Annotated in this window: 16 protein-coding genes and 2 pseudogenes; 13 read left to right on the top strand and 5 right to left on the bottom strand. The window is 69.6% G+C overall.

The genetic code is table 11. The features are described from left to right. Positions 1 to 36: 36 nt before the first annotated feature. The 4 genes from ACH4RG_RS31610 to ACH4RG_RS31595 are packed head-to-tail and all read left to right on the top strand — an operon-like array spanning position 37 to position 8,331. Positions 37 to 1,593, top strand: coding sequence for a TIGR02677 family protein (locus ACH4RG_RS31610; RefSeq protein WP_319272757.1), 1,557 nt, complete (start codon positions 37 to 39; stop codon positions 1,591 to 1,593). Further along, the gene (locus tag ACH4RG_RS31605; protein WP_093436620.1) at positions 1,590 to 2,891 is read left to right on the top strand and encodes a TIGR02678 family protein; all 1,302 of its coding nucleotides are present in this window, start codon (positions 1,590 to 1,592) and stop codon (positions 2,889 to 2,891) included. Before ACH4RG_RS31610 ends, ACH4RG_RS31605 begins: the two co-directional genes overlap by 4 nt. Further along, on the top strand, positions 2,888 to 7,021 hold the full coding sequence (locus tag ACH4RG_RS31600; protein WP_398540594.1) for a TIGR02680 family protein: 4,134 nt from the start codon (positions 2,888 to 2,890) through the stop codon (positions 7,019 to 7,021). Before ACH4RG_RS31605 ends, ACH4RG_RS31600 begins: the two co-directional genes overlap by 4 nt. Next, entirely contained in the window at positions 7,018 to 8,331 is a 1,314-nt protein-coding gene (locus tag ACH4RG_RS31595) for a TIGR02679 family protein (RefSeq protein ID WP_319272751.1), read from the top strand. The genes ACH4RG_RS31600 and ACH4RG_RS31595 overlap by 4 nt, the downstream gene beginning before the upstream one ends. A gap of 250 nt (positions 8,332 to 8,581) precedes the next feature. On the opposite strand, the gene ACH4RG_RS31590 is transcribed toward ACH4RG_RS31595, so the two are convergent. Next, the gene (locus tag ACH4RG_RS31590; RefSeq protein WP_179222387.1) at positions 8,582 to 8,749 is read right to left on the bottom strand and encodes a hypothetical protein; all 168 of its coding nucleotides are present in this window, start codon (positions 8,747 to 8,749) and stop codon (positions 8,582 to 8,584) included. Positions 8,750 to 9,193: 444 nt separating this feature from the next. Continuing rightward, entirely contained in the window at positions 9,194 to 9,349 is a 156-nt protein-coding gene (locus ACH4RG_RS31585) for a hypothetical protein (RefSeq protein WP_398540593.1), read from the bottom strand. Between the two features lie 857 nt (positions 9,350 to 10,206). Here ACH4RG_RS31585 and ACH4RG_RS31580 point away from each other — a divergent pair. After that, positions 10,207 to 10,599 carry a hypothetical protein gene (locus ACH4RG_RS31580; RefSeq protein WP_128846462.1) on the top strand — a complete coding sequence of 131 codons (393 nt, stop codon included), beginning with the start codon at positions 10,207 to 10,209 and terminating at the stop codon, positions 10,597 to 10,599. A 30-nt stretch (positions 10,600 to 10,629) separates the two neighbouring features. Here the strand turns inward: ACH4RG_RS31580 and ACH4RG_RS31575 are convergent. After that, a pseudogene (locus ACH4RG_RS31575) lies at positions 10,630 to 11,212 on the bottom strand (IS701 family transposase); the annotation flags it as partial. A gap of 3 nt (positions 11,213 to 11,215) precedes the next feature. Further along, positions 11,216 to 12,886, bottom strand: coding sequence for a DUF262 domain-containing protein (locus ACH4RG_RS31570; RefSeq protein WP_128846463.1), 1,671 nt, complete (start codon positions 12,884 to 12,886; stop codon positions 11,216 to 11,218). Positions 12,887 to 13,173: 287 nt separating this feature from the next. On the opposite strand from ACH4RG_RS31570, the gene ACH4RG_RS31565 reads away from it, so the two are divergent. Then, positions 13,174 to 13,365: a hypothetical protein gene (locus tag ACH4RG_RS31565; RefSeq protein ID WP_218781524.1), complete on the top strand. Its 192-nt coding sequence runs from the start codon at positions 13,174 to 13,176 to the stop codon at positions 13,363 to 13,365. A gap of 278 nt (positions 13,366 to 13,643) precedes the next feature. On the opposite strand, the gene ACH4RG_RS31560 is transcribed toward ACH4RG_RS31565, so the two are convergent. Further along, positions 13,644 to 13,913: a hypothetical protein gene (locus ACH4RG_RS31560; RefSeq protein WP_256962951.1), complete on the bottom strand. Its 270-nt coding sequence runs from the start codon at positions 13,911 to 13,913 to the stop codon at positions 13,644 to 13,646. Between the two features lie 454 nt (positions 13,914 to 14,367). Here ACH4RG_RS31560 and ACH4RG_RS31555 point away from each other — a divergent pair, with 454 nt between their 5' ends. The 7 genes and pseudogenes from ACH4RG_RS31555 to ACH4RG_RS31525 all read left to right on the top strand — a co-directional run bounded on the left by ACH4RG_RS31555 (position 14,368) and on the right by ACH4RG_RS31525 (position 24,322). Then, positions 14,368 to 14,850, top strand: coding sequence for a hypothetical protein (locus tag ACH4RG_RS31555; protein ID WP_398540592.1), 483 nt, complete (start codon positions 14,368 to 14,370; stop codon positions 14,848 to 14,850). Continuing rightward, positions 14,844 to 15,536: pseudogene (locus ACH4RG_RS31550) on the top strand (transposase family protein). The gene ACH4RG_RS31555 and the pseudogene ACH4RG_RS31550 overlap by 7 nt, the downstream one beginning before the upstream one ends. Continuing rightward, positions 15,473 to 15,946, top strand: a complete 474-nt coding sequence (locus tag ACH4RG_RS31545) for a PIN domain-containing protein (RefSeq protein WP_359241688.1) — start codon at positions 15,473 to 15,475, stop codon at positions 15,944 to 15,946. The pseudogene ACH4RG_RS31550 and the gene ACH4RG_RS31545 overlap by 64 nt, the downstream one beginning before the upstream one ends. A gap of 190 nt (positions 15,947 to 16,136) precedes the next feature. Continuing rightward, complete coding sequence (locus ACH4RG_RS31540) at positions 16,137 to 17,099, top strand: alpha/beta hydrolase (protein ID WP_398540591.1); 963 nt, start codon at positions 16,137 to 16,139, stop codon at positions 17,097 to 17,099. After that, the gene (locus ACH4RG_RS31535) at positions 17,096 to 19,165 is read left to right on the top strand and encodes a hypothetical protein (protein WP_398540590.1); all 2,070 of its coding nucleotides are present in this window, start codon (positions 17,096 to 17,098) and stop codon (positions 19,163 to 19,165) included. The genes ACH4RG_RS31540 and ACH4RG_RS31535 overlap by 4 nt, the downstream gene beginning before the upstream one ends. Next, positions 19,162 to 20,088: an AAA family ATPase gene (locus tag ACH4RG_RS31530; protein WP_382793837.1), complete on the top strand. Its 927-nt coding sequence runs from the start codon at positions 19,162 to 19,164 to the stop codon at positions 20,086 to 20,088. The genes ACH4RG_RS31535 and ACH4RG_RS31530 overlap by 4 nt, the downstream gene beginning before the upstream one ends. Before the next feature lie 31 nt (positions 20,089 to 20,119). Further along, complete coding sequence (locus ACH4RG_RS31525) at positions 20,120 to 24,322, top strand: SAV_2336 N-terminal domain-related protein (protein ID WP_398540647.1); 4,203 nt, start codon at positions 20,120 to 20,122, stop codon at positions 24,320 to 24,322. The last annotated feature ends 123 nt before the right edge of the window (positions 24,323 to 24,445 follow it).

Genomic DNA, 24,445 nt, shown 5'->3' with positions numbered 1-24,445 from the left:
GTGCCGCAGGGGTGGCGGCGGAGGGGACGTACCAGCATGCGCAGGGTTCCGCCGGAGATGTTCCGGTTCACCACGGGGGAGACGGCCGACTTGAACGGGGCCGTGCTCGAGGCTTTCGGGGTGGCCGGCGAGCACCTGGAGACCGCGCTCGGGCTCGACGGCGTACGGGAGCGGCTGCGTGCGGTCGGCTGGGTCTCGGACCTCGAGGACGAGGAACTGCACGAGACGCTGAAACGGCTGGTGAAGTGGGAACTCCTCGACGTGGTTCACAACCACGCCCAGAACTACCGCACGGCCGAGGAGTACGAGCGGCGCAACCTGCACTACTCGCTGACCCGTCGGGGCGAGGCCGCGCTCGTCGGGGTGCGACACGCCCTGGAGGTGCTGGCCTCCACAGGGGCGCTGCAGACCGCGGTGCTGGAGGCGATCGCCGACCGGCTCGACGAGCTGACCGTGCTGTCCGGCGAGCCTGCCGCGGCCGACCGACGGATCTTCAGCACCCTGCGGGAGCTGGAGGGTCATCTAGAGGGCCTGGTGGAGAACACCAAGGCCTTCAACGGCCAGTTGCAGAGGCTCCTTCGCACCGAAGGAGTGGATCTGGACGTGTTCCGTGAGGTGAAGGCCGCCACCGTCGCGTATCTCCAGGAGTTCCTGGTCAATCTCGACCGGCGCGGCGAGACGGTGGCTGCCGCCGTGGCCCGCGTGGAGGAGCGGGGCATCGCGGTGCTGCGTGAGCGGGCCCTGCGCGGTGCCGAGCTGCCTCCGACCCCGGGAGAGGACCCGGCAGCCGGCTGGCTGGAGAGCCGGCGGGCGCGCTGGGCGGGGCTGAGGGCCTGGTTCCTGCCGGGCGACGGGGCGCGCCCCCGGATCGAGCAGCTGCACGACATCGCCCGGCGCGCCATCGTCTCCCTCCTGCAGGTGCTGGAGCGGATCAACGAGTCCCGGCGCCGCCCCTCCAGCGCCGTACAGGACTTCCGCGAGCTCGCGCGCTGGTTCGCTGCGGCTCCCGACGAGGAGGACCTGCACCGGCTGTGGTCGGCCGCCTTCGGCCTCGGCCCGGCCCGCCATGCCCACCTCGCCCACCCGGACCCGGAGCTAATCCCCTCGTCCCACTCCTGGTCCGTGGCGCCGCCGGTACAGGTGTCGGCCCTGCTGAGGACCAGCGGACGGACCGAACGCTTCACTCGTACGGCCACGGTGCGGGACGTTGCGGCGGTCAGGGCGGAACGCGCCGAGCGGGCCCGGGCGGAGCGAGCGGAGCTGGCACGCGCCTGGCAGGCGCTGGAGACGGACGGCCCGGTACGGCTCTCCTCTTTCAGCACCCTCGACCCCGCGGCCTTCGACCGTCTCCTCGATCTGCTTGGCCGGGCGCTGGCCGCCCGGCCGGACGCGGGTGGCCGGCGACGGGCCACGACCGGCGACGGCCGGGTGGAGGTGGCGCTGTCGCCGCCCCCCGACGGGCGCACCGCCGTACTGCGTACCGTGCAGGGGACGATGGCAGGACCGGACTACGTCATCCACGTCACGGCCGTGGGTGGGGCGATCTCCTTCCCGGCAGTCCGCGCCGCCACGGGGCAGGAGGCCGCAGGATGAGCACCCTCGCCAACCAACTGGCTTCCGCCGAACGGGAGGAGGTCGCCCGTGCCATCCGCCTCCTTCTGGCCCGCCCGCTGCTCACCGAGGCAGCCGACCCGACCGGTTTCGATCTGGTGCGCCGCCGCCGTGACCCGCTGACTCGTTGGTTCGACTACACCTGCGGCTGGAATCTGGTCGTGGAGCCCCGCCGGGGCTACGCCCGCCTCACCAAGGTCCGCGTCAACCCCGACGGCTCCCGCCCCGCTCGCCGGGCGCGTTCCGGCCGGGCCCCGTTCGACCGCCGACGGTACGTCCTGCTGTGCGTGGCCGCCGCGGAGCTGCTGTCGATGCCGATGACGACCATCGGCATGCTCGCCGACCGCGTCGTCCAGGCCATGGCGGCCGACCGCGCGCTGGCGGGGTTCGACCCGGTCCACCGGCCGGAGCGCATGGCGTTCGTCGACGTCCTGAAGCTGCTGGAGTCGTACGACGTACTGCGTGTGGTGGACGGCACGACCGAGACGTACGTCGACTCCGCGGAGGCGAAGGTCCTCTACCGCGTGGACAACACGCTGCTCATGCGGCTGCCCGCCGCACCGGTCGGCGCCTCCCGGCTCGCCGTGCCTCCGGAGGAGGTGCCCGCGCGGTTCGAGGACCTCCTTGTCGGCCTGGTCAGGGAGCGCCGCTACGGAGGCGCTTCTGCCGACGACACGCACGCCGAGACCACCGCGATCACGGACGCCCAGCGCAACCTGAGGCTGCGCCACTCGGTGCTGCGCCGCCTCTTCGACGACCCCGTGCTCTACCGGGCCGATCTCGCCGACGACGAGCTCGCTTACGTCACCTCTTTGACCGGACGCCAGATCCTGCGCCGCTCTGTCGAACAGGCCGGTTTCCTCCTGGAGGAACGGGCGGAGGGCTTTCTACTCGTCGACCCGGACGCCATCGCCACCGACGTCCGCTTCCCCGACGACAGCTCCACAGCCCGAGTCGCCGCGCTGCTCCTCCTCGCACCGCTCTGCGCCACGCCCGCGGGTCTGCTGCCCGAGCAGCTGGCCGAAGCCGGAGCGGAGCTGCTGCGCCGCTTCCCGGGCTGGGCCAAGGCGTACCAGTCGGAGGAAGGCCCGGCCCGCCTTGCCGACGACGCCATACGGATCCTGCTCGACGTCGGCCTGGCAGGCAGGGCCCGAGACCGTGTCGTCGCGCGACCGGCCGCGTACCGCTACCGCCTGACGGAGACCACCGGCCCAGCCCCGAAGAACGATCCGCTAGCCGTGACCACCGCCGGCAGCGTCGGAGAAGGAGACAAGCAGTGAGCGTGACGGAACTCCCCCTCCAGCGACGGCCCGAGGAGACCATCGAACCGTCACCCGTTCACGAGGCGGACACCGGCCGCGGACGCTGGCAGCCCCATCGCGCGGGCATCCTCAACGTCTGGCGCTACTACGACGAGACCTTCACCTTCCACCAGGGTCGCCTGCTGCTGCGCGGTCAGAACGGCACCGGCAAGTCCAAGGCCCTGGAACTGCTGCTCCCCTTCCTCTTCGACGCCAGCCTCCGCCCCAACCGCCTCTCCACGTTCGGCGGTTCGGAGCGCACGATGCACTGGAACCTGCTCGGCCAGGGAGCGTCCGGAAAGACCCGTGTTGGGTATGTGTGGATGGAGTTCCGCCGCGTCGGAGACGACGGCACCGAGCACTGGTTCGGCTGCGGAGCCCGCCTGCACGCGAGCGTGCACACCACCACGGCGCACGCCGACTACTTCACCACCACCGCTCGGATTGCCCACCCCGACGGGGTTCACCTCGTCAACGACGCCGGGCAGCCCCTGACCAAGACGGCCCTCACCGAAGCCCTGCGCGACCGCGGCGAGGTACATCCGGCAGCCACCGACTACCGCGCCACTGTGCGGCGCGAACTCTTCGCGGGCATGGGCGAGCAGCGGTACGAGTCCCTGCTCTCCGCCTTGCTCCAGCTCCGCCAGCCCAAGCTGTCCGAACGGCTCGACCCCTCCCTCCTGTCCACCCTGCTGTCCCGCGCCCTGCCCCCGCTCGGCGAAGGAGAGATCACCGAGCTCGCCGAGGGCTTCGAGCGCCTGGACCGACAGCGGGACCACCTCGACCGGCTCGACGCCGAGGTGACGGCCGCCGAGAACGTCGCCTCCCGGCAGCGCGCCTACGCCCGTCGGGTCCTGCGGGCCGGCGCGGCAGCGCTGATCTCTGCGACCACCGAGATGGACGACCTCACCCGGAACGCCCGCGTCAGCGCCGAGGAGTACGAGAAGGCGTGCGAGGAGCGCGCCTCCACCCTGGCCCTGCGCGAGGAGCTGGAACTGCGGGCGCACGCCTTGGACGAGATCATCGAAGGGCTTCGGGAGAGCGACGCCTACCAGAAGGGGGAGGAGCTCGACCGGCTCCGCCGCGGCACCGAGGAACAGGTCGCGGCCGCCGCGGAGCTGCGTACCGCCGCCCGGTCCGCCGAGGCCGAGGCGGAGGAGGACCGGAAGCACGCCGACGAGGTCGCGGGACACGCCCGCTCGCGCGACGAACACGCCCGCGCGACTGCGGACGAGGCACACCGCTCGGCCCGGGCCGCAGGCATGGAGTCCATTCACCACGAGGTGAAGACGATGCTGGACGCGGAAGGGGAGGTGAAGCCCCTCGGCAACGAGTCGGCGAACACCCCGGTCAGGACGGGGAGCAGGCGGTCCGATGCTCCTGGCACCGCCGCCCGCCGACTGCTCCGGGGCGCGGTCACCGCCCGACGGCAGCAGGTCGCCGACATCACCGACGCGATCGACGCCCACGACCGGGCGGTACGCGACCGGGGTACCGCCGAGGGCCTGCTGGACGAGGCCCGAACCCGGCTCGCGGACGCGATCACCCACCGCGACACGACCGCCGCCGCCTGGGACGAAGCCCTGGCAGCCCAGGCGGAGCGGCTGCTCGCCTGGGCCCGGGACTGCACCGAGCTGCGCATCCCCGACCTCGATGAACTGGCCGCCAGGGCGGCCGTCGAGGCAGACGTGCGCGAGCTGGTCGAAACGGTCGCACGACCGCTGGACCAGGAGATCACCACGGAGCGGGCCGGAGTCCGCACGGCGCAACAGGGGTTGGAGCAGGAACGTGCCCTGCTCGACGCGCGGAGGCGCAAGCTCAGCGGCGAGACCGATCTCCAGCCCGTCGCTCCACCCACCCGCACCACCGTCCGCACGGCTGCGGCGGGCGCGCCGCTGTGGCGGCTGATCGCCTTCCACGAGGACGTCCCGCTCCCCGTACAGGCCGGGGTGGAAGCGGCACTGGAGGCGTCGGGCCTCCTGGACGCATGGGTGAGCGCATCCGAAGGGCTCACCCTTCCTGGGCACGACACCCGTGTCGAGGTCGGCCTCGCCACGACCGCCCCCGGCTCCAGCCTGCTGGACGTGCTGAGGCCCGAGGAGGACATTCCCGTACCGGCCGGCACGGTGACCCGCATCCTCGCCGGCATCGCGTACGGCACCACCCTGCCCGGCGGTCACCCTGCGGCAGTCTCCTCCGACGGCGCCTGGCGCCTCGCGCCGGCCACGGGTTCCTGGAGCAAGCCGGAGCCCGCCCACATCGGAGCCCTCGCCCGGCAGCGGGCCAAGCAGCGTGAGATCGCCGAGCTGACCGAGCTGATCGCCGAGAAGGACGCCTCCCTGGCCACCCTCGCCGACCGGCTGCGGGAACTCGGAGCCCGCGCCGCCCGGCTGGCGGAGGACCGCACCGCCCGGCCCGACCACCGGGAACTCGACGCCTGCCGACGGGACTGGGACCGGGCCGAGGAGAAGGTGGCCGCCCGGGACGACGCCGTGCGTGACGCGACCGAGCATCTGGCCGCACGCGAGGGTGACGTGGCCGGCGCGCTGCGCACGCTGAGCCGCAGGGCCGCCGAACACGGACTGCCCACGGACCGCGACCGGCTGCGCGAACTCGGCCGCGACGTGGAGAGCTTCCGCGACCTCGCCGATGCCTGGACGGACGCCCGCATCGACGCGATCGCGGCCGCTGAAAGGGCTGGTGAGACGGCCGCACGGGCGGACCGGTCACGCCTTCGCGCGGAGAAGCAGACCGCCGACGCGGCCGCTGCGGAAGCGAAGGCGGCTGGTATGACAGCACGCCTGAAGGCGGTGGAGCAGACGGTCGGCGCGGACTACCGGCAGATCGTCGCGCGCGTTGCGGAGACCCGTGCCGAGCGGGTCCGCTGCGGCAAGGAAGCCCGCCAGGCAGCCGAGCTCCTCCTGGGCCTGGAAGGCCGCATCGGAGAGCTGCGGGCCACCAGTGGCCAGGACGCCGACCGGCAGGAGAAGGCAGCCGAGGCCCGCGACGGCGCGGCGCGGCGGTTCCGGCACCTGTGCCTGGTGGGTCTGGCCGAGGACGCGGGCGTCGTACCCGAACTCGACGCCGGGGACGGCACCAAGGCCACTCTGGAGGCCGCGCGCGCCATGGCGGCACGGTGGCCCCAGGTCCCGCACGCCCCGCGCCACCTCGGCGACGCCGCCACCCGCCTCTCCGAAGCCGTCCACGAGGCCCGCCGCCACCTCGGCGTCCGCGCCGACCTGGAGCTGGAGCCCGACGACGACATCCAGATCTTCACCGCCAGCCTGGAGGGCGTCCGCGTGGGGGCGACCGGTCTGCTCGCCGCGCTCACCCAGGAGCGCGACCGCAGCCGCGAGGACATCAGCACCGCCGAACGGCGCCTCTTCGACCAGATCCTCACCGGTGACATCCGCCGCCACCTCGCCGCCCGCATCCGCCGGGCCGGCGAACTCGTCGCGCACATGAACGGGCACCTGGAGCGGGTCCGTACCGCCTCCAACGTCGCCGTCCAGCTCGTTTGGGACGTCCGCCCGGACCTCCCCGACAGCACCCGCACCGCCCGCCAGCTGCTCCTGAAGGATCCCGGTCGGGTCACCGAGTCCGACCGGGAGGCCCTGCACGCCTTTTTCCGTGCCCGCATCGAGGAGGCCAAGGGCAGCGACACGGCCGCGAGCTGGGAGGAGCACCTCGGCGAGGTGCTCGACTACACCGCCTGGCACACCTTCACCGTCCGCCTCGACCGGGCGGACGGGAGCGGCTGGCAGCCCCTGACCAAGCGGCTGCACGGCGCGCTCTCCGGCGGGGAGAAAGCCATCGCACTGCACCTGCCTCTGTTCGCCGCCGTCGCTGCCCACTACGAGGACGTGCCCCTGGCACCCCGCCCGATCCTCCTCGACGAAGTCTTCGTCGGCGTCGACACCGTCAACCGCGGACAGGTCTTCGCCCTGCTCACCGCACTCGACCTGGACCTCATGATCACCTCCGACCATGAGTGGGGAAACTACAGGGAGCTACCTGGAATCGCCGTCCACCAACTCCTGACCGACGGAGACGAGGCCGTCACCAGCGCGCGTTTCGTTTGGAACGGCATCGGAATGGAGGAAGGATGACCTTGCGAGACCACCCCGTGTCGGGCGGAACGACCTCTCGGGAGCATCTTGCGTCGGGCGGCGCGACCCTTCGCCGCCCCGAACTCCATCCCGTCTGGCAGACGGTCCACGACCGTCTCTCCTCCGGCCGCCCCGTCACACGCGTACGCCTCGGACTGCTGGACGAGACCCAGCGCGAAGCTCTCGCGGACCTCCTCGGCATGGACCGCCTGCCGGACCCGCGGCCCTCCGTCGCTCTGGCCCGTTTGGAGGAGGCCGTCACCGAGCTCTCCGGCCACACCGTACGAGAAGTCGTTGCCGAGCTCATCGGCCCTCTCAGGGACAGAGCCGGTGAACGCCGCCGCCAGGAGGGCGAACGCGCCGACCTGTGGACCTGGCTGGCTGGTCACGACACGGTGCGGGCGCAGCCGGTGCTCGCCGACTGGGCTGCGTCCTGTCGAGCTGGAGGACTGGTCGGCGGCTCGGTGGAACGTACCCGTGCGCTCCTCACCGACGCGCTCAAGGTGCTCGCCGAACTACCGGGCCAGGCCGAACCCCTGCCCGTCTTCGCCGCCCGAGTCCTGAACGGCCACGCGCACGCTCTCGACGACGGCACACCCGTCTCCACTCTCGTCCTCCGTGCCCTGGCAACTCTGTACGACATTGCACCGCCGCAGTCTGCGGCGGAGCGGCGCGCCCTGTGGTCCCGTGCTGGCGTCGCCGACGACGAGCTCTCCGCCACCGTCATCGCCTGCGGACTGCGCCCTGTCGGCGACGGTCTTCTCGCCCGTGTGGCCCGCCTGTGCACCGAGGCCGGTCAGGCCGCCAGCCTGACCCTCGCCCACGTCAGGAGCCCGGGCGAGCTCACCCTGCCCGCCACGCCTGCCCCACTCCTCGTCCACGTAGTGGAGAACCCCAGTGTCTTGGCTCTCGCTCTCCGCCACTTCGGCTCCGACTGCCCGCCGCTTGTCTGCACGTCCGGCTGGCCCAACAACGCAGCTATCCAGCTCCTTCGCCTACTCGCGGACCAAGGCGCTGCTCTCCGTTACCACGGTGACTTCGACGGCGAAGGCATCCGCATTGCCGCGTACGTCGTGGAGAAAACAGGGGCACACCCCTGGCGCATGACGGCGGGAGAATACCGATCCGCGATCGTCCGCAACCCGCACGGTCCTCGACCGGGGCGTATCACCGGAGCACCGTGGGATGCCGAGTTGGCCGAGGTCATGGCTGAGCACGACATCGCCGTCGTGGAGGAGCTGGTAGCCGATGTGCTGTTGGAAGATCTCGCGGCTGCGGCTCCCCAGCAGCACCTCTCCGGCAACTCGTAACGCTCCAGGCGATTGAAGGGCCGTAGGCTGGTGCTGACCTGTGGTGATGTCGACTGCCGTTCTGCGTGGCCTAGTTTCGATGACGCATCACATGGAGCGTGCCACCAGGTAGCTTGGAGTTGTCTTAACGGAGTTTGGTGGAGTCGAGGGTCACCACCTTAGACAACTGCGGAGCATGCGCCGAGCGCTTAATGGCGCACCCGTTCGGTGCCGTGTCGTACGCGCGGTGCTCCCCAGAGGCGGTCGCTTCTCAGATGTCGAGTAGTTGCCGGAGGGCGTCCGGGCCGAGGCGCTTGTCCGCATCGGCGACAGCCCCGTTGAAGCGGACTCCTTCGGTTCCGAGGATTTCTGCGGGGGTGTCCGTTCGGGTCTGGTCCGCCCACTGGAAGCCGTTGCTGACGCGTCCTGCTGCATTCAAGACACGCCAGGGGCTGGGACATTGGCCGCAGGTACTCAGGTGTCTTCCGACCGGAACGGCGTGGCTGCCTATCAACCGGATTCACTGGCGGCCCTTCTGGTCGACCCCGGCGGCCCGGGGCGAGCTGCGCCGACTGACGGCGGGGGACCAGAAGGTGGACGCTGCGTGAGGCGGGAGCCTCGTCCCCTCACCGGCCGGCAGGAGGCGGTCCTGGCGGTGATCCGGGTGTGGCTCGCGGATCGCGGGCGCACGGTGGGGGAGATCGGGGCCCTGGTCGGTCTCTCCAGCACCAGTTTCGGTGGCCCATCAGCTCGGCCGGTTCGAAGCGCGGGAGCTGATCGTTCGGACCGGCCGCCGGTGGCCGGGCGCGTCGGCCCACCCCGCAGGCGTCCCGAGGCCGTGCTCGGGGACAAGGCGTACGACTCCCGAGCTGCCTTTCGCAAACTACCCAAGCGCCGGATCATGCCGGTGATCTCCCGCAAGGGCGCCCCGAACTTCAAGGACCTGGGCAGACTCCGCCACGTCGTCGAGCAGACCTTCGCTCTGCTCCACCAGTTCAAACGCCTCGCTGTGCGGTGGGAGCGACGTCTCGAACTCCACGAGACTTCCTCTCGTTGGCGTGCCTTATCTGCTGGCGGCGCCTCAAGAGCGCGACTGCGGAGCCACCAAGGGCGCCAGCGGCCTGTACGGGGCTGGCGGCCATTACTCGCCTACTCGACGATGCGCTTCTGCGTCCAGTCCTGTTCCCCGAGGTGCCGGATTCGCCAGCTCGGCAGAGGGTGACGGGCCTCCCTGGTGAGGAAGTGCATCATGTCGATCAGCATGCGGCGAACACCTGCAATGGGCACGAGCAGCACTGGGAAACGATCTCCTCCGCGGCCCAGCACAGCGCCTGGGGAGTGCCTTCCGGCGCGCTGATGACGGTGGGGTTGAAGGCGGGGGCAACACGATGGATGTCCCGTCCTCGCCACTGTCGTACGCAGGAATCTCCTCCAGACCAAAAACCCAACGGTCCTTCGGGATGTCCCAGCGCTCATTCGTCTCGCTCATCCGTACGACAGTGCCAGGACACGCCGTCACCCCGGATATCACAACCCTCCGTTCCACGGCTACGTGATCCAGCTACGTGCTCTCAGTGCTACAGCCGTAGATCGTGATTTTGCTGGCGGTGGCGGTGGCGGTGGCGGTGGCGGTGGCGGTCAGGGAACGGCGCGTTCCACCGGTGACCACCGGTGCATGGAGGCAGAAGATCAGCCAGCCGCGTCGTGGGCGCCGAGGTTGCCGTCATGCAGGCGTGCTGTCGCCTGCGTGGGTGTGGCTCGCATGGAGGAGTCCTGCACTGGGATACTTCCGCTGACGAGCACGCCGGTCGGCGCGCAGACTGCGGCAGTGGGGGATGAGCCACATTGGCCCGCACGAGATGGCTGGACAAAAGGTTCCTTTTGTTCTTTGGGGGGTTGGGCCTGCTGCTCGCGTTCGCGGGTATCGCGCTCTTCTCTGCGGTTCAGGAGAACCAGGCGAACCTCGGGTCTCTGGAGAACTCCGGCAAAGCGTTCCTGGAAGCCCTTGGCTCAGGGGAGGGCGATGAAGCCTGCGCGCTGATGACCCGGACAGCGCGGTCCGAACTCGCTGCTGTCCAGCGCAAGGACACATGTCCGCAAGCCATCGAAGCGTTCATAGGCCCCTTGAGCGACGCAGAACGAGACGAACTGGCCGGCTCCTACGCATCCCGGTTCTTCCCGAAAAGCGGCAGCCTCGGACACATCAACGTCGATGACAACCCCCTCCAGATCAGCGAGCTGCTGCTTTCCGAGGTCGACGGGAGGTGGCTGGTGGCCGAATGGCGTTAGCAGCCCGGCTACGAATCGTGATCTTCAGGGCTACGTGGCTTGCCTGCGGCAATGGCTAGCCCGGGCTCGCGCATGGTGGCGCCGCCGCCAGGCGGACCAGTGCAGCCGGTGAGCTGCCTCGTGTCCGGGCCGGACGAGGAGCGTTGTGAACAGGCGCTGGATCTCGTTGCAGGTGAGCGGGATCAGTCAGTCCGCGGCGGGGTGGCGGGTGTGTTCGTCGGCGCGGACGACGGCAAGGAAGGCGTGAGCGAGCATGGCCAGGGTGACTCAGCGAGACCATGAGGTGCAGTGGCGGGTCTGGTGCTCGTCCAGCCCGGCCAGGCACTTTCCGGCCTGAAATGTCTCCTCCACCCGCCACCTCGACCCGGCGACACGGACCAGCGTGGCCAGGGGGCCGGGGTCGGCGAGCAGCAGCGTTCGTAGGCGAGTTCGCCGGTGGTGCGGTTGCGGCGGATCAGCAGCCGGTGGCTGCCGGGCCGCACTTCGGCCAGGTCGATGACGGCCCAGTCATAGAAGCGGTGCATCTTGACGCCGGCCCGGCCGGCAGCTTCTGCCAGGCCGGCTTCGGCACCTTCGCAGCCAGAGCGTCCGCACGGAAGTTCCCCGCGCCGGTGACTTACAGGCGCCACTCCTCCGCCAGCAGGCCGAGGAGTTCCGACTGGCGCTTCTCCAGGTGCTCCGGTGTCCAGGTCTCCTGCCCCAGAACCTGCGTGGTGAGAGGGAAGGTGACGACGCCCCGCTTGAGGTAGCGCTCCTTCTTGGCGGTGAAGTCGAGGTTCTGCACCTGTGAGTTCTTCGCACGGCTGAGCAGCACCAGGTTGGCCAGCCGGTGTGTCCACAGGGTGCGTTCGTCCGCGGTGAAGTCCGCGCGCCACTGCGATTCCGGACCGGGGTTCTGGGGGAGCACGTGTTCGACTGTGATCCGCGGGGCGTCGTAGGTTGCCACGATGTCGTCCTCGGCGACCAGCTCGTCGAGCCGTAGCAGGATGAACCGGCGTGTTCGCAACTCGTGGTAGACCTCGCCGTCGAGCCGGCGCAGTGTCTCGGCCCGCTCGGTCTCCGTCAGCTGGAGGGCCGGCGCTTCGAGGCCTTTGCCGGCGTTCAGTTCCGTGAGGAGATCGGCAAATCGGAATACGCGTGGAGTGGTGTAGACGCGTCGGACGAACATGCTCGCAGCGAGGCGCTCCAGCAGCCGGAGGAAGGCCCCCAGCCACAACGGATCGTCTCCGTGGGACCGGAGCGCCCAGAGCGCGGCGGGCCACCAGTCGTTGTTGTCGAGCTGCAGCAGTCTGCGGAACCACAGGTTGACCTGGTCCGAACCGCTTCCGGCCGCGTACGCTCTGTCCCGGATCACCGCGGACGCCTCGGCGTAGGGAACGAGTACCTGGTTCACGAACTCCTCGGCTCGTCCGCCCTTGTAGTGGACCAGCACCTGGCTCTGGAACTCCTTGAGGAGTTCCTGCCGCGCCCGTTCGCCGGAGAAGATCATGCGGATGTGGAGGAAGAGGTCGGAGAAGTCTTCGCGGCCGAGGCTCTCCTCCGCGTCCTCCCACCGCCTGGCGTAGATCTCCGATACCTCCTCGTCGATCTCTCCGATGATCTGAGCCTTGAAGATGTCGGCAGGTGACAGGTCCAGCCCCCGGGAGTTCATGACGCTGAAGATCCGGTGAGCACTGTCCAGATCGGGAGTGCTCACCGCGACGAGGAAGGTCTGGACTCCCATCAGCTTGCACAACGAGAGGCGCTGCTCGTCGCTCCAGGAGGCCAGAGTGGTATATAGCGCCCGCGCGTTTGCCTGAACAGCCCTCTGCGCGTCCGTCTTGAGGTTGTGCGGGTTCAGGTCCAGAAGCGTCTCGATGGAACCGGCGGTCTGGATGTGCTGGTGAAAGAAGTCGGCGTCTCTGGGGCGCAGAGTGAGCCGGGGTTTGGCCTTCAACCCAAGAACCGTGTTGCCCGGCTCGGAGATCATGGCGATCAGATTGGTCACCACGTCGGCCTGCTGAGCCAGATCACGCAGCACAGCCAGCAGGATGGTCAAGGTGGTCAGACGCTGCTGGCCGTCGATGACGTCTGCCCCGGCGGTGCGACTGTCCTTGACGAGCACCAATGAGCCGAGAAAATAGGGTTCTCCGTCGCCCCTCAGGAGGGCCTCCTCAAGGTCCGCGAGGAGTTGCTGAGCCTGCTCGGGCTGCCATGCGTACGGACGTTGGTAGTCCGGGATCCTGAAGTCGTAGTCACTGCAGAAGACTTTGTGCAGCGGTACTTCGCGCGCTTCGAGCTGAGCCATGATCACCATCATTCCGCACCGCGGGCATGCTCCGCAGCGAAGTGCAAGAAGACGGGGGGCCCGGCGCTGCGCCCGCCCGTGTGCCTCGTCATGTGGGCGCGGCGATCGGGGGCGTGGACGAGTCCGGGCGGAAGTACGGCCGGACGATGCACGTCATCGGCACAGTCGGCATCGGCGGAAGGGGCCGCACTGCCCGTCGGCGCAGTTGAGAACCGCGCCACCGGCGTGGGAGGAGCCGGCTTGGGCCCCGGCTCCACGGTCACGTCTCCCGCGCCCGCCGAATCGGCTTGAAGGAGTTCCGCGAGGACGTCGTGCGGGTCGCGCGCAACCGTGAGCGCGGCGTCACGCTGGAACAGATCGCCGCCGGCTTCGGCGTCCACCCGATCACGCTGTCGACGTGGCTGCGCCGCGCCGACACCGACGAGGGCGCCAGAGACGCCTGGGTCGTCTGGGCCCTGTTGAGTTCGAGATCATCGTGACCCCACCACCAGCTCCGGCTGCATGAGCTCCGCTGTCACTATCCATGCGGCAGCCCTGAGCTTGGAGAACATCCTTTTGCCGGAAGCCACCCCTCGGGTACCTGATGCACCGCAACAGGCCTGTCCTTTCCGGGGGGACTTCGTTCGACTCCGGGAGGGGGTGTGGGACCGAGCCACACACGGGGCGCTCACGAGGTCCCGTATTGCCCTTTTACGGAGTTCGCGAAGGCGACAGTCGTAGAGCCTGCTACGTCGGTCCCCCAGTTGCACGTCCAGAATCAGCCAAGACCAGACGAGACCAGCGGCACGAACAGGGCAATGGGTGAGAGCAACATCGTCGACACATGCGCGAGCAGAGCTTTTGGCATGCGCAGCACGGCGAAAGACGTCGCGCCTACCACCAGCCAGCCGAAGTACAGCTTCCCGGCGGACTGCCAAGCAGCTGTCTCCTCCGCTCGGGTGGTTGGCTCCGTACCGACGACCCCTATGGACGCAAGGAGCAGCACGGCACACACAAGCAGATCGCCGAGAACGACGAACGCAGCCACCGGCCCGCCCGTGAGCTTGGCTTGGCCCCAGGGTCGTATAGCACTCATAAGATCCGGAGCCTACCCGTGGCAGCCTGACCGGTGGACAATCGTTCGGCTCCAGGTCAAGTTTGCTGCAGGGTGCATGTGGTGGCGGTAGGGTCGGGGTTGCCCTAACGGAGTTTGGTGGAGTCGAGGGTCAGCAACCTAGACAACAGCGGAGCAAGCCTATAGCCGGAAAGCGGCCTGTGCTCCCGGATGTCGGGCGGGGGTGGCGGGAAGTCCTGCAGCGGGCAGACGGCCTGACATCATCCGCTGATGACCGTCACCCCCCATACCCGGAACCCACCGGGATAACGTGCTCAGCGCTCTGTGGTCCGTCTCTGTTGCTGCGGGAAACCTGGACTCGCAGCACCACAGTTCGGCCTACGGCCGTCTCCTGGCTTACCTGGAATGGGTCAACGAGTCCCTGCGCATGCTGGTCAGCCAGATCAGTGCGAGCGATATCGATCGTCTGATCAGGACTCGGATGTATCAGTCCCTGCTGGATGGTGTGGGGCATCTGGCAGGCAGTGACCAGCAGCGGTTGGTGAATGGGCTCCTTACGAACGAGGTTAGGGAGCGCGTAGTTGCTCTGGGTGCGGCGGTGGATGCGTTCCAGGTGCAGATGCAGCGGTGGCCGGCGATGACTTCCGTGCTTGTGCTCGACACCAGTGTGTTCATCAAGCATGAAAAGAAGCTGGAGGACATTGAGCTTCTTCGAGTTGGCCACCGATCGGGTGATGGGCCGTGGGGCGCAAGGGACGAGGCCTCCGGGCTGTTGATCGAGATGTCTGACGTCTCAACAACACTGCTCGAGGGCCTCGTTGGTCATCCATCCTGCCGCACTCGACCTGCCGCACTCGACCTGCCGCACTCGACCTGCCGCATGCACTCGTGGAGTGGGTCACCATGCTGATCATCACCCGTGAGGGCGACCGCCGCTGCAAGCTCCGCCCGTCCCAGCGCGCGATGGTGGCACTGGTGTACCTGCGCGAACACACCACACTTGCGAAGATCGCCGCCGGGTTCGGGATCAGCGAGTCCACCGCCCACGCCTACACCAGCACGGTCGTCGACCTGCTCGCCGAACGAGCACCGGGCCTGCTCAAGACGCTGCGCGAGCACGAACCCGACTTCGTCCTGCTCGACGGCACCCTCGCCGAATGCGACCGGGTCGGCGACGGCCGGGCCGACTACTCCCGCAAACACCGGCGCCATGGTGTGAACGTGCAGGTCGTCACCGACCCCGGCGGCCGGCTGCTGTGGCTCTCGCCCGCCCTGCCGGGCCGCACCCACGACCTGACCGCCGCCCGCACCCACCGGATCATCCGGATCTGCGAGCGCCAGGGCATCCCGATCCTGGCCGATCTCGCCTACCAGGGTGCCGGCCCGTGGCTGACCACCGGCATCAAACGCAGGCCCCTGTAGGAACTCACCCCCACCGAAAAGACCCTCAATCAGGCACTGGCCGCAGCGCGAGCACCCGTCGAACGCGGCGTCGCGAGACTGAAGTCCTGGCGGATCTTCCGCAGGTCCCGATGCAGCCCCAACCGCATGACGTCAATCGCCAAAGCTGTCCTCACACTGGAGCGGCAACGCTGAAGAAGCTCACTGACTTCTTTGTGCTTGCGGGCGCTGGGGCGGATGCAGTTCGGGTGACGGTGCCGATGGTGGTTGTTGACGAGCTGGACCGTCTGAAGGAGTCGAGGGACAAGCCGGTCCGGTGGCGGGCCGGGTACAGCCTCGCGGTGCTGGACCGGCTCCTGGATAGCGATGAGCGCCTGGGGCGGGTGAGGGTCGAGGTGCTCTTCGGCAACCCGTGGCATGTGCGGCTGCCGGACGAGGACGACGAGATCGTGGACCGGGCCCTCGCAGTGCACACGATTGCGGCCGGGCCGGTTCACTTGGTCACGTATGACACGGGGATGTCGATGCGGGCGAAGTGGGTGAACTTGCCGGTGCTGAAGCTGCGGACGGATGCGGGTACGGGCCCGGAGCCGGAGAAGGGGTGACTGCCCATCCGTGACGACAGCAGCCCCCTCCCAACGTTCCGACTGGGTGGCCGATGCCCTGCGGCGGCCGGTCGGCAGCGGCGACTGAGAGATGGCGTCCGGCGGCGTCCGGGCACGTCCGGTTGATATCCTTACAGTTCGCCCAACGACACCTGTGGGCGAGCCGAGTTCGTGGCCCGGGGGAGGCTCGATGAGACCGCGACTGGTCTTCGTGCACGGTGTTGGCAGGCCGCGCGACGCCGAGACCGTCATGGAGGAATGGCTGCCCGCTCTCGCCGACGGCGCGCGTGCCGCCGGACACTCCCGAAGGGCCGTCGAACTGCTCGACGGCGAGGCGGTCGACCTGCGGTGCGCCTCCTACGGTGACCTCTTTCCCGCCCCCGGAGCTCCTGCCCGGGGACCGGCGGCCCCCGACGATCCTGCCGAGGACGAGGCACTCCAGGATATGCTCCTCGACGTTGTCGACGAGCGCCTGGCCGCCACCGAGGACGACCACGAGGCACGGCTGCTTCGGCAGGCCAGGAACAAGCTGGCCCCGACCGGCGAGCAGCAGGGGGCCGGTGACATCGTGCGGCGGCTGTCCGCCGCGGCCAACGCGCTCTTTGCGCTTCCCGGGCTGCGGACCCTGGGCGGCTGGGTGAGCGCGGGGGCGATGCTGAGCGACCTGCGCCAGGTCAGATGGTATTTGGCGCGCAAGCATGTCGACGACGCGGGAACGAGTATCGACCAGCGCATCCGCGCCCGGATAGCCGCGGAGATCGACCCCGTCGGCCCCACGGTCGTCGTCGCGCACTCCCTGGGGACCGTGGTGGCGTTCGAAACCCTCCATCGGCAATCCGCCCAGGTGCCGCTGCTCGTCACGCTCGGATCGCCGCTGGGGATGCGCACGGCCGTGCATCCCCGGCTGCGCCCCCAGCCGGTGCGGACCCCGGGGGGGGTCGCCCGCTGGCTGAACTTCTGGGACCGCGACGACTTCGTCACCGGCGGGACCGGGCTGGAACGGTGCATCGCCCCGAACGACTCGCAGGTCGTCCCAGAGTCGCGGCGGGTGGACTCCGACGGACTGTACGTGCACCCCGCGGCCACGTACTTGGCGCAGCCGGCCGTTGCGGGGCCGCTCGTCGAAGCGCTCGAAGAAGCCATCGACGGATGAGACGGACAACGCCGGCGCGTCAGCTGCTGGTGATCGCACCGCAGTGCCCCGCCATGGGCCTCCTCACCGGTCTGGAAGACACCGCCGAAGCCCTCCACCGGGCTCTCCTGGACCCGCAGTTGGGTGGCTGCGAGCAGGACCCATCCGGGGCACCTTCCCTGCTCTGCGGGGTGGACGTCCAGCGTGATGACGTCGAGAAGGCAGTGCGGGCGGCGGCGGAAAGAGCCGGAGAAGCGGAGGCCGTGTTGATCCTCGCCTTCCTGGGGCACGGCACCAACCTCGGTCAGGTGCCCAAGCTCTCCTTCATGGCGAGCGACTCCCGCGAGGATGTGTCGACCAGCGTGGTGGACGTCGGCCATCTCCTCGGGCAGAGCCTGGACGTCCATGGCGTGCAGGGGGTGGTGGCCGTGGTGGACGCCTGCCATGCGGGCGGGGCCAGCCCCAATCTCGACCTGCTGGCCGGAGGCGTCCGACAGGGCGCCACCAGGCTGTCGCTCCTGATGTCCGCGGGCGCCACGGAGTCCTCCTACGGTCTCGCCTACACCCGCGCGCTCGCACGCATCCTGGGCGAGGGCCTTCCCGGCGCCGGGGAGTTCCTCTCACCGGTGGACGTGAGCGAGGCCGTCGACAACGAGACGGGCACGGACTCCCGACTGGTGATCGTGGACGGCCTGTCCCACCAGCCCCGGCCCTGGCTGGCGCGCAACGCGCAGCACACCATCAGAGCGGGAGGCCTGCTCCGCGCCTTGGGCGACGAGGACCTGCGGCGAGCGCTCGAACCCTTCGGCGAGGCGGTCGTCGACATCCCGATCGCCACGGTGGGAGACCTCGGGCGCCTGCGCCGGACGCTGGAGTCCCTGGAGCCGGCCCCGGCGACGCCTGACCAGCACACGGTCAACGCCCTGCGTGTCCTCGACCGGCTCATGGACGCCGCGCGGACCAGCGAGTTCCTCTCGTCGAGCTGGCCGGGCAGACCCTTGCAGTCGGACCATATCCGGCGTGCGTACGCGATAGCCGCGCGCCGACCGGCGCCCGACTCCGATGCCGACGAACTGCTGCGAGAATGCGTCGAGTCGTTGTGCCTGCGGGTCCCCCTCGTCAAGGGCAGCCCCACAGCGCCCCTGACCGACTTCGTCGCCGTGCTGGCCATGGGGGACGGTCTCGCTTGCGACACGCCCCGGCTGGCGGCCTGGGCGAGGAGCCGGGGCGCCACCGTGGAACTCGCCGACGCGTTCGCCGCGCAGGAGCAGCGGGCCGCCGAGCACCGGCTGCGGCTGGTGATCAGCCTGCACGCGGCCGTCGCCGACGAGTGGCCCGAGACCCTGCTGGCCTGGCTCCTCGACGGCGACACGCCGGTGGACCGCAAGGACTTCGTCTGCACTCCGACGCAGTCCGGGGTCGAGCTGCAGTTGGGCGCCGTGCTGAAGTGGGCGACCGTGAACGCCCGGAACACGGGGTTCAGGCTCCGATGCATCGACATCGCCGCGCCCGCCGCGCTGCTCGCCTCCTGGCGCCCGGAGGAGACCAGACTCGGCCCCCGACTGGGCCTCCACTACGACCTCGTCCTGCGGTGGAGCGACAGGTTGTCCCTGCCCGCTCACCTCGGACTGATCAACGAGTTCGCCCGGCAGCAACTCGACGCGATGAAATCCGGCGGAGCACCGGTGAGCTGGCTCGGCAGGACGGAGACCGACGAACTGTACGAACTGATGGGGCGCATCGGCGACGGCTGGTACGAGCGTGCCCTGGCGCTGAGCCACCGACCGGAACGGCTCGCGGAGCTCCTGGAACTCCTGCTCGCCTCCGCCCCCATCATCTTCTGGCCGGACGGCCCGGAAGATCTTCCCGCGGCCTCGCGGGACAGCCTGGAACGGTGTTGGGAACAGCTTCCCGGAGAATTCAGCGCTGCCTACCGGGCTGCCTGGCGCCGGGCCGCCGGGCAGCCGGATCCTGTGGACGGCCACACGGACCTCGCCCGTCTGCGGTCCGTGTGGCTCGACGAGCAGTGGCTGGACTTCTGCGACTGGTTCGAGACCCGTTCCTTCGACGGAGAGAAAGCATCATGACCTGGACTCCCTTCTACCTGGGCGACGGCACCCCCCGGAACGTGGATCTCGGTGCTCCGCCGCCCTGGCGGACCTTCCCCAGGGAGGCGACGCCCGAGCGCTTCCAGCCCCCGCCCCGGCTGGTCGAAGCGGTGAACGCCGCGCTCGCCCTTCGCCGCCCGCTGCTGCTGACCGGTGCCCCGGGTTCGGGCAAGTCGTCCGTGATCAAGCAGGTCGCGGCCGAGGTGGGGCTCGGTGCTCCGCTGCGCTGGCACATCACCTCCCGCAGCACCCTGGTGGACGCCCTCTACCACTACGACGCCCTGGGTCGGATCCACGCGCAACGCCTGGCGGGCGAATCCGACGACGACATCGCTCCCTTCGTACGGCTCGGGCCGTTGGGTACTGCCCTGCTGCCGTCGGAGCGGCCCCGCGCGCTGCTCATCGACGAGATCGACAAGAGCGACCTCGATCTGCCCAGCGACCTCCTGGAGGTGCTGGAGTACGGCGAGTTCGAGATCCCGGAGCTGGCGCGCTACCGACAGGACGTCGTCGAGGTACGCGAATGGGACAGCGACGAATGCCACCCGATCGCCCGGGGGCGCGTGCAGTGCAGCAACTTCCCCTTCGTCGTGCTGACGAGCAACGGCGAGCGCGACTTCCCCGCCGCCTTTCTGAGGCGCTGCATCCGCTACACCATGCCGGTGCCCGACGCCGAGGCGCTGCGCCGGGTCGTGGCAGCCCACTTCGGGGCGGACGTGGAGCCCTCCGGCCCGGTGGACTCGCTGGTCCTGTCGTTCGTGGCACGGCTGAGGGCGGGCGAGAGCCTGGCCGTCGACCAGCTACTGAATGCCGTACATGTGCTGACCGGCGACCAGGCTCCGGAGGGTGATGCCGCGCAGGGTGTCAGGGATCTGATCCTGCGTGAGCTGACCGGTGCCTGAGGACTGGCCCGCGGAATACCCCGTGCCTCCGATGTTCACGGCCGACGGTCCGGACCGGGTCGTGACAGCGCTCGGCACCGCGGCTCCCAACCTTGATGCGACGGCGCTCGTCGAGGCCCTCTGGCTGGCCTCCCGGATGGCCGCGTCGGACCCTCCCCGAGTCGGCAGCACCGTTGTCGAGCCCGCCGCGGAGGAGCCGCCGCCCGCGGCACTGGACGTTCCCGCCCCGCGCGGCGAGGTGGCCGAGCCGCGCACCCGTCCGACGGCGCCGGACGACGACCAGCCGGCCCGTCCGCTGCACGAACGGCTGCCGGAGTCCTCCGGCCGCGTCGTCGGCCACGCGGTAGCCGTCCCCGGGGCCACCGTGCTGCCCTTCGCGCTGGAGCTGACGCGAGCGCTGCGTCCGTGGAAGCGGTCGTGGCGGGCGGGCCGAAGGCACGTGCTCGACCTGGACGCGACCGTGGACGGTTACGGCCGCAGCGGGGAGCTGATCCCGGCCTTCGCGCCCGCTCCCGAGCGCTGGTTTGACCTGGTACTCGTCGTCGACCGCTCGCCCTCGATGCAGGTGTGGCGAGAGACGGCCGACGCCCTCGCCGACCTGCTCGACCGGCTCGGCGCCTTTCGTACGCTCCAGGTCCGTGACCTCGCCCTTCACCCGGATTCCGGAGTCGAACTCACCGACCGCCGGGGGCAGCCGACATCGGCGGGACAGCTGCGTTCCCCCGACGGGCGGCGCCTGGTCCTCGTGATGTCTGACTGCACCGATCCGGCCTGGCGGCGCCCCGAGATCTGGCAGCAGCTGCGGGAGTGGGCGCAGCACGAACCCGTCGCCCTGCTCAATCCGCTGCCGCCCAAGCTTTGGCGCCGCACCGGGCTCGACCTGCCCACCGTCCGGGCGTCCCTGGACGTCCCCGGCGCCTCCAACACGGGGTTCGCCTTCCGGGTGCCTCCTCTGCTGGCGCGCAGCGCGGAAGCCACCGACCGCGACTCCTGGTTCGCCCTGCCGGTCCTGTCCCTCTCGCCGTACTCCCTCGGACGGTGGGCGCGGGCGGTGATGCTCGCGGCGCCCGACGGCTGCTCCGCGGCCTTGATCCCACCAGGCGACCGCCTGAATCGGCTGGGCTCCTCTCGGCCCCCGACGCCGAGAACCCCCGAAGAACGCACGGAGGGATTCCTGCGCACGGCAGCCCCCGCCGCTGCGCGACTGGCGGTGCTCTCTTGCTCCTTCGGCGAGCTGAGCCTGCATTTCCTGCACGTACTCCGCCGTGAACTGGTCCCGGAGGCGACGACGGAGGATCTCGCGGAGCTGCTCTGCTCCGGCCTGTACGAGCTGACCACGGGGCCCACGGGGCGGATGGTCATGCGGCCGGCGCCACGGGTACGCGTGCGTCTGGAACAGGAGCTGACCGAGCACGAGGTGCTGCTGCTGAGCCAGGTGCTGGGACGTCACATCGCCTCCGGCCGGAACAGCGGGGAACGGCTCTTGGCGGTGGCGGGCGGAGCGGACAGCACGGAGGAAATCGCCGCGGAGTCGGCGTCTGCCGGGACGGCCCTGGCGCGGACGCTCGAACTCCTCGGCGTGCCGATGCCACCTCGCTCCCCGGGCCCGCGGGAGATCCCCGATTCCGCCATGCCCCTGGCCGGCGAGCACGCCCTGCGACTGGCGCTCGCTCTTCTGCCCCAGGGCCGGTCCGTGGTTCACGAGGAAGTCGTCCGGGCTGCGGACATGGTTCTCGGCATGCTCGCCAAGCAGGGCATTGCGGTCGACCGGTCCGTGTTGCTCCGGCAACTGGAGGCCACGGTCGCCCAGTTCGCGCCCGCCGCCGCGTGGGAAGACCCTCGGGGGCACGCGGCTTGGTACCTGCACGGCGAGTTGGGGAGGGAGCGGCACTTCTGGGAGCGCTACCGAGTCTTCCTTAACCGCGGGTTGTTCTTCCCCGCGAACGTGGTCCACCGGCTCGACATGGTCACGGACGCCCTCCTGTCCAGGCTGGAGGACCCGCGCCGTCCCGGGTACTGGCGGCGCTCGGGTCTGGCCATCGATCACCTCGGCTCCGGCACGGTCACCTCCGTGATCGGTCTCGCGGCGAAGGCGGTCGATGCTGGCTACCTGAAGATCGTCATCATCGCCGGTCCGAGCAATATCGAGCGAGCTCAGCTGCAGCGGCAGGTGGACGAGGGGCTGCTGGGCTTCGACAGCGCGTCGACAGCCTCCGCGGACGGGGGCGCGGCCATCGGTGCGGGCGCCTCGTGGAACTCCCGCCGCCTCCCCGTCCTCTCCATGACCGACAGCACCGAGAACGGCGACTTCTCGTTGGTCAGGGCCTTGCGGTGGAATTCCGCACCGGACCACTTCCCACGCGTCTCCGTGATCAAGAGGAACCAGCGGGTCGTCGACGGGCTCTACCGCTGGCTGGAGAACGGGGCATCGCCTCCGGACGCCCCGCTGCTGGTCATCGACACGACGAGCGGCGGAACGGGGGCACGGAAGCCCCCTTCGGCGCTGGACGAGAGAGTTGACCGTCTGCTGAGCGCCGCTTCGAGGTCCGCCTATGTCGGCTTCACCATCGCGCCCATCCGGGCGCTTTCGCACCTGGTCCCGGACTTCATCTACAGCATTCCGCCACCGCCGGACCAGGCCGGACCCGAAGAGCGTCTTCCGCTCGTCCGCCCGGTGACGGACGAGGAAGCGTGGCTGCCCGCAGGACATCGTTCCGGTCATGTGCCCTCTCCCGCACTGCCGGACTCGCTGCACTCCGCGATCGACGCGTTCGTGCTGGCCTGTGCCGTGCGCAGGGCGCGCGGGCAGACCCGGGCGCACAACTCCATGCTGGTGTCGGTCAGCCGGTTCGTCGCCGTGCAGGCACAGGTCCGTGACCAGGTGGCCGAGCGCGTCAGGCGCATCGCTGACGGCCTCCGGGAGCCGGGCAGTCCGCACGAGAGCCGGCTGATGTCCGGCTTCAAAAGTTTGTGGCGAACGGACTTCGTCCCGACGAGCGCAGCCTCCTCGGACACGGACACTTCGCAGATCTCTTGGGACGAGGTCGCCGGGCACCTGTTCGCTGCAGTCCGCAAGATCACCGTCATGTCGGTCAACGGCAACTCCGTCAGCTTGCCCAGATGGCGCGAGTCCGGCCGCAACGGCCTGAGTGTCGTGGCCGTGGGGGGTGCCAAGCTGGGTCCGGGAACCGTCCTAGAAGGCCTCACCATCAGCTACTGCCTCAGATCCTCGTCCACCTACGACACGCTGAGCCAGTTCACCATGTCGCTCGCACGTCGGACCGGCTACGCGGACTTGTGCCGCCTCTATGCCGGCCGCGAGGTCCTGGACGCTCAGGAGCGTCTGACGGCGATGCTCGACGACCAGCGCCAGGAGATAGGAGGGATGGCCGAGCTCGGCATTTCCCCCCGGGAGGTGGCACTGCGGCTGCATCCCGCCCGCGCCTTGCGGAGCGTTTCCGCGGACCACGATCTGTCGCCGGTTGGGATGGAGCCGCTGAACCTGTCCGGTATGTCATGGGAGACACTGCGCTTCACACTCGCGCCGGAGGCACTTGACGAAAACCAGCGAGAGCTGGCGCGCTTCGTCCAGCACCTCGGGGGACCCGGTGCGGCCCAGAAGGCCCACGCTGACGGGAGCCTCGTGTGGAGAGGCGTGCGGCCCGAGACGGTTCTGGAGCGATTCCTCGATGTCTACCGGCCGGCCTCCCCCCGGCTGGCCGAGCGCATGGACCGGCTCCGCGCCTACATCCGCCGATGCGTGGCCCGGGGCGAGTTGAGGCAGTGGACGGTCCAGTTGGTGAGCTCGTCGAGGGCAGCCAGTACGACCGAGGTGGCCGGCCATCGCATCGGGCTGGTCGTCCGCAGGCCCGTCGCAGCCTTCACCGGGGAGACGTTCGCGGTCCGTCGGCTGTCCAACCCGAGAAACGAACTCGTGGACCTCGACGAGGACCAGTACGCCGCCGCACTCGACGCGACCCGCGCCGCCGTGATCGGCGAGGAGCCGGGCGCTGGCACGACCCGCGTGCCCACGTTGCCCTCCCGTCCGGCTGTGAACGCCGTAAGGCGTCCCGATCAGGTCTTGCTGTCCATCTACCTGGTCAGCCATCCGTTCCAGGACCATGCGAAGGAGACCGGCTGCCCCCTGGTAGGGATCGCCGTCGCTTTTCCAGCGTCGCCGACGTCCACCGAGCCAGGGGCCGGTGTGCGTCCCGATAGGCCTGGCGGCAGCTGACCGGGCACACGAATGGATATAGGGCTCTGGCTGATTTTGTGCATAAATGGCGGTTTTGTTGCGAATTCAGGTAGACGGGGCCCACGCCTCCCCGGGCTGCATATCCGAAGGTCAGCGGTGGCA

This window comes from Streptomyces sp. NPDC021019 (assembly GCF_044333295.1).
Taxonomy (GTDB): Bacteria; Actinomycetota; Actinomycetes; order Streptomycetales; family Streptomycetaceae; genus Streptomyces.
This window is presented reverse-complemented; position numbering and strand designations above follow the sequence as displayed.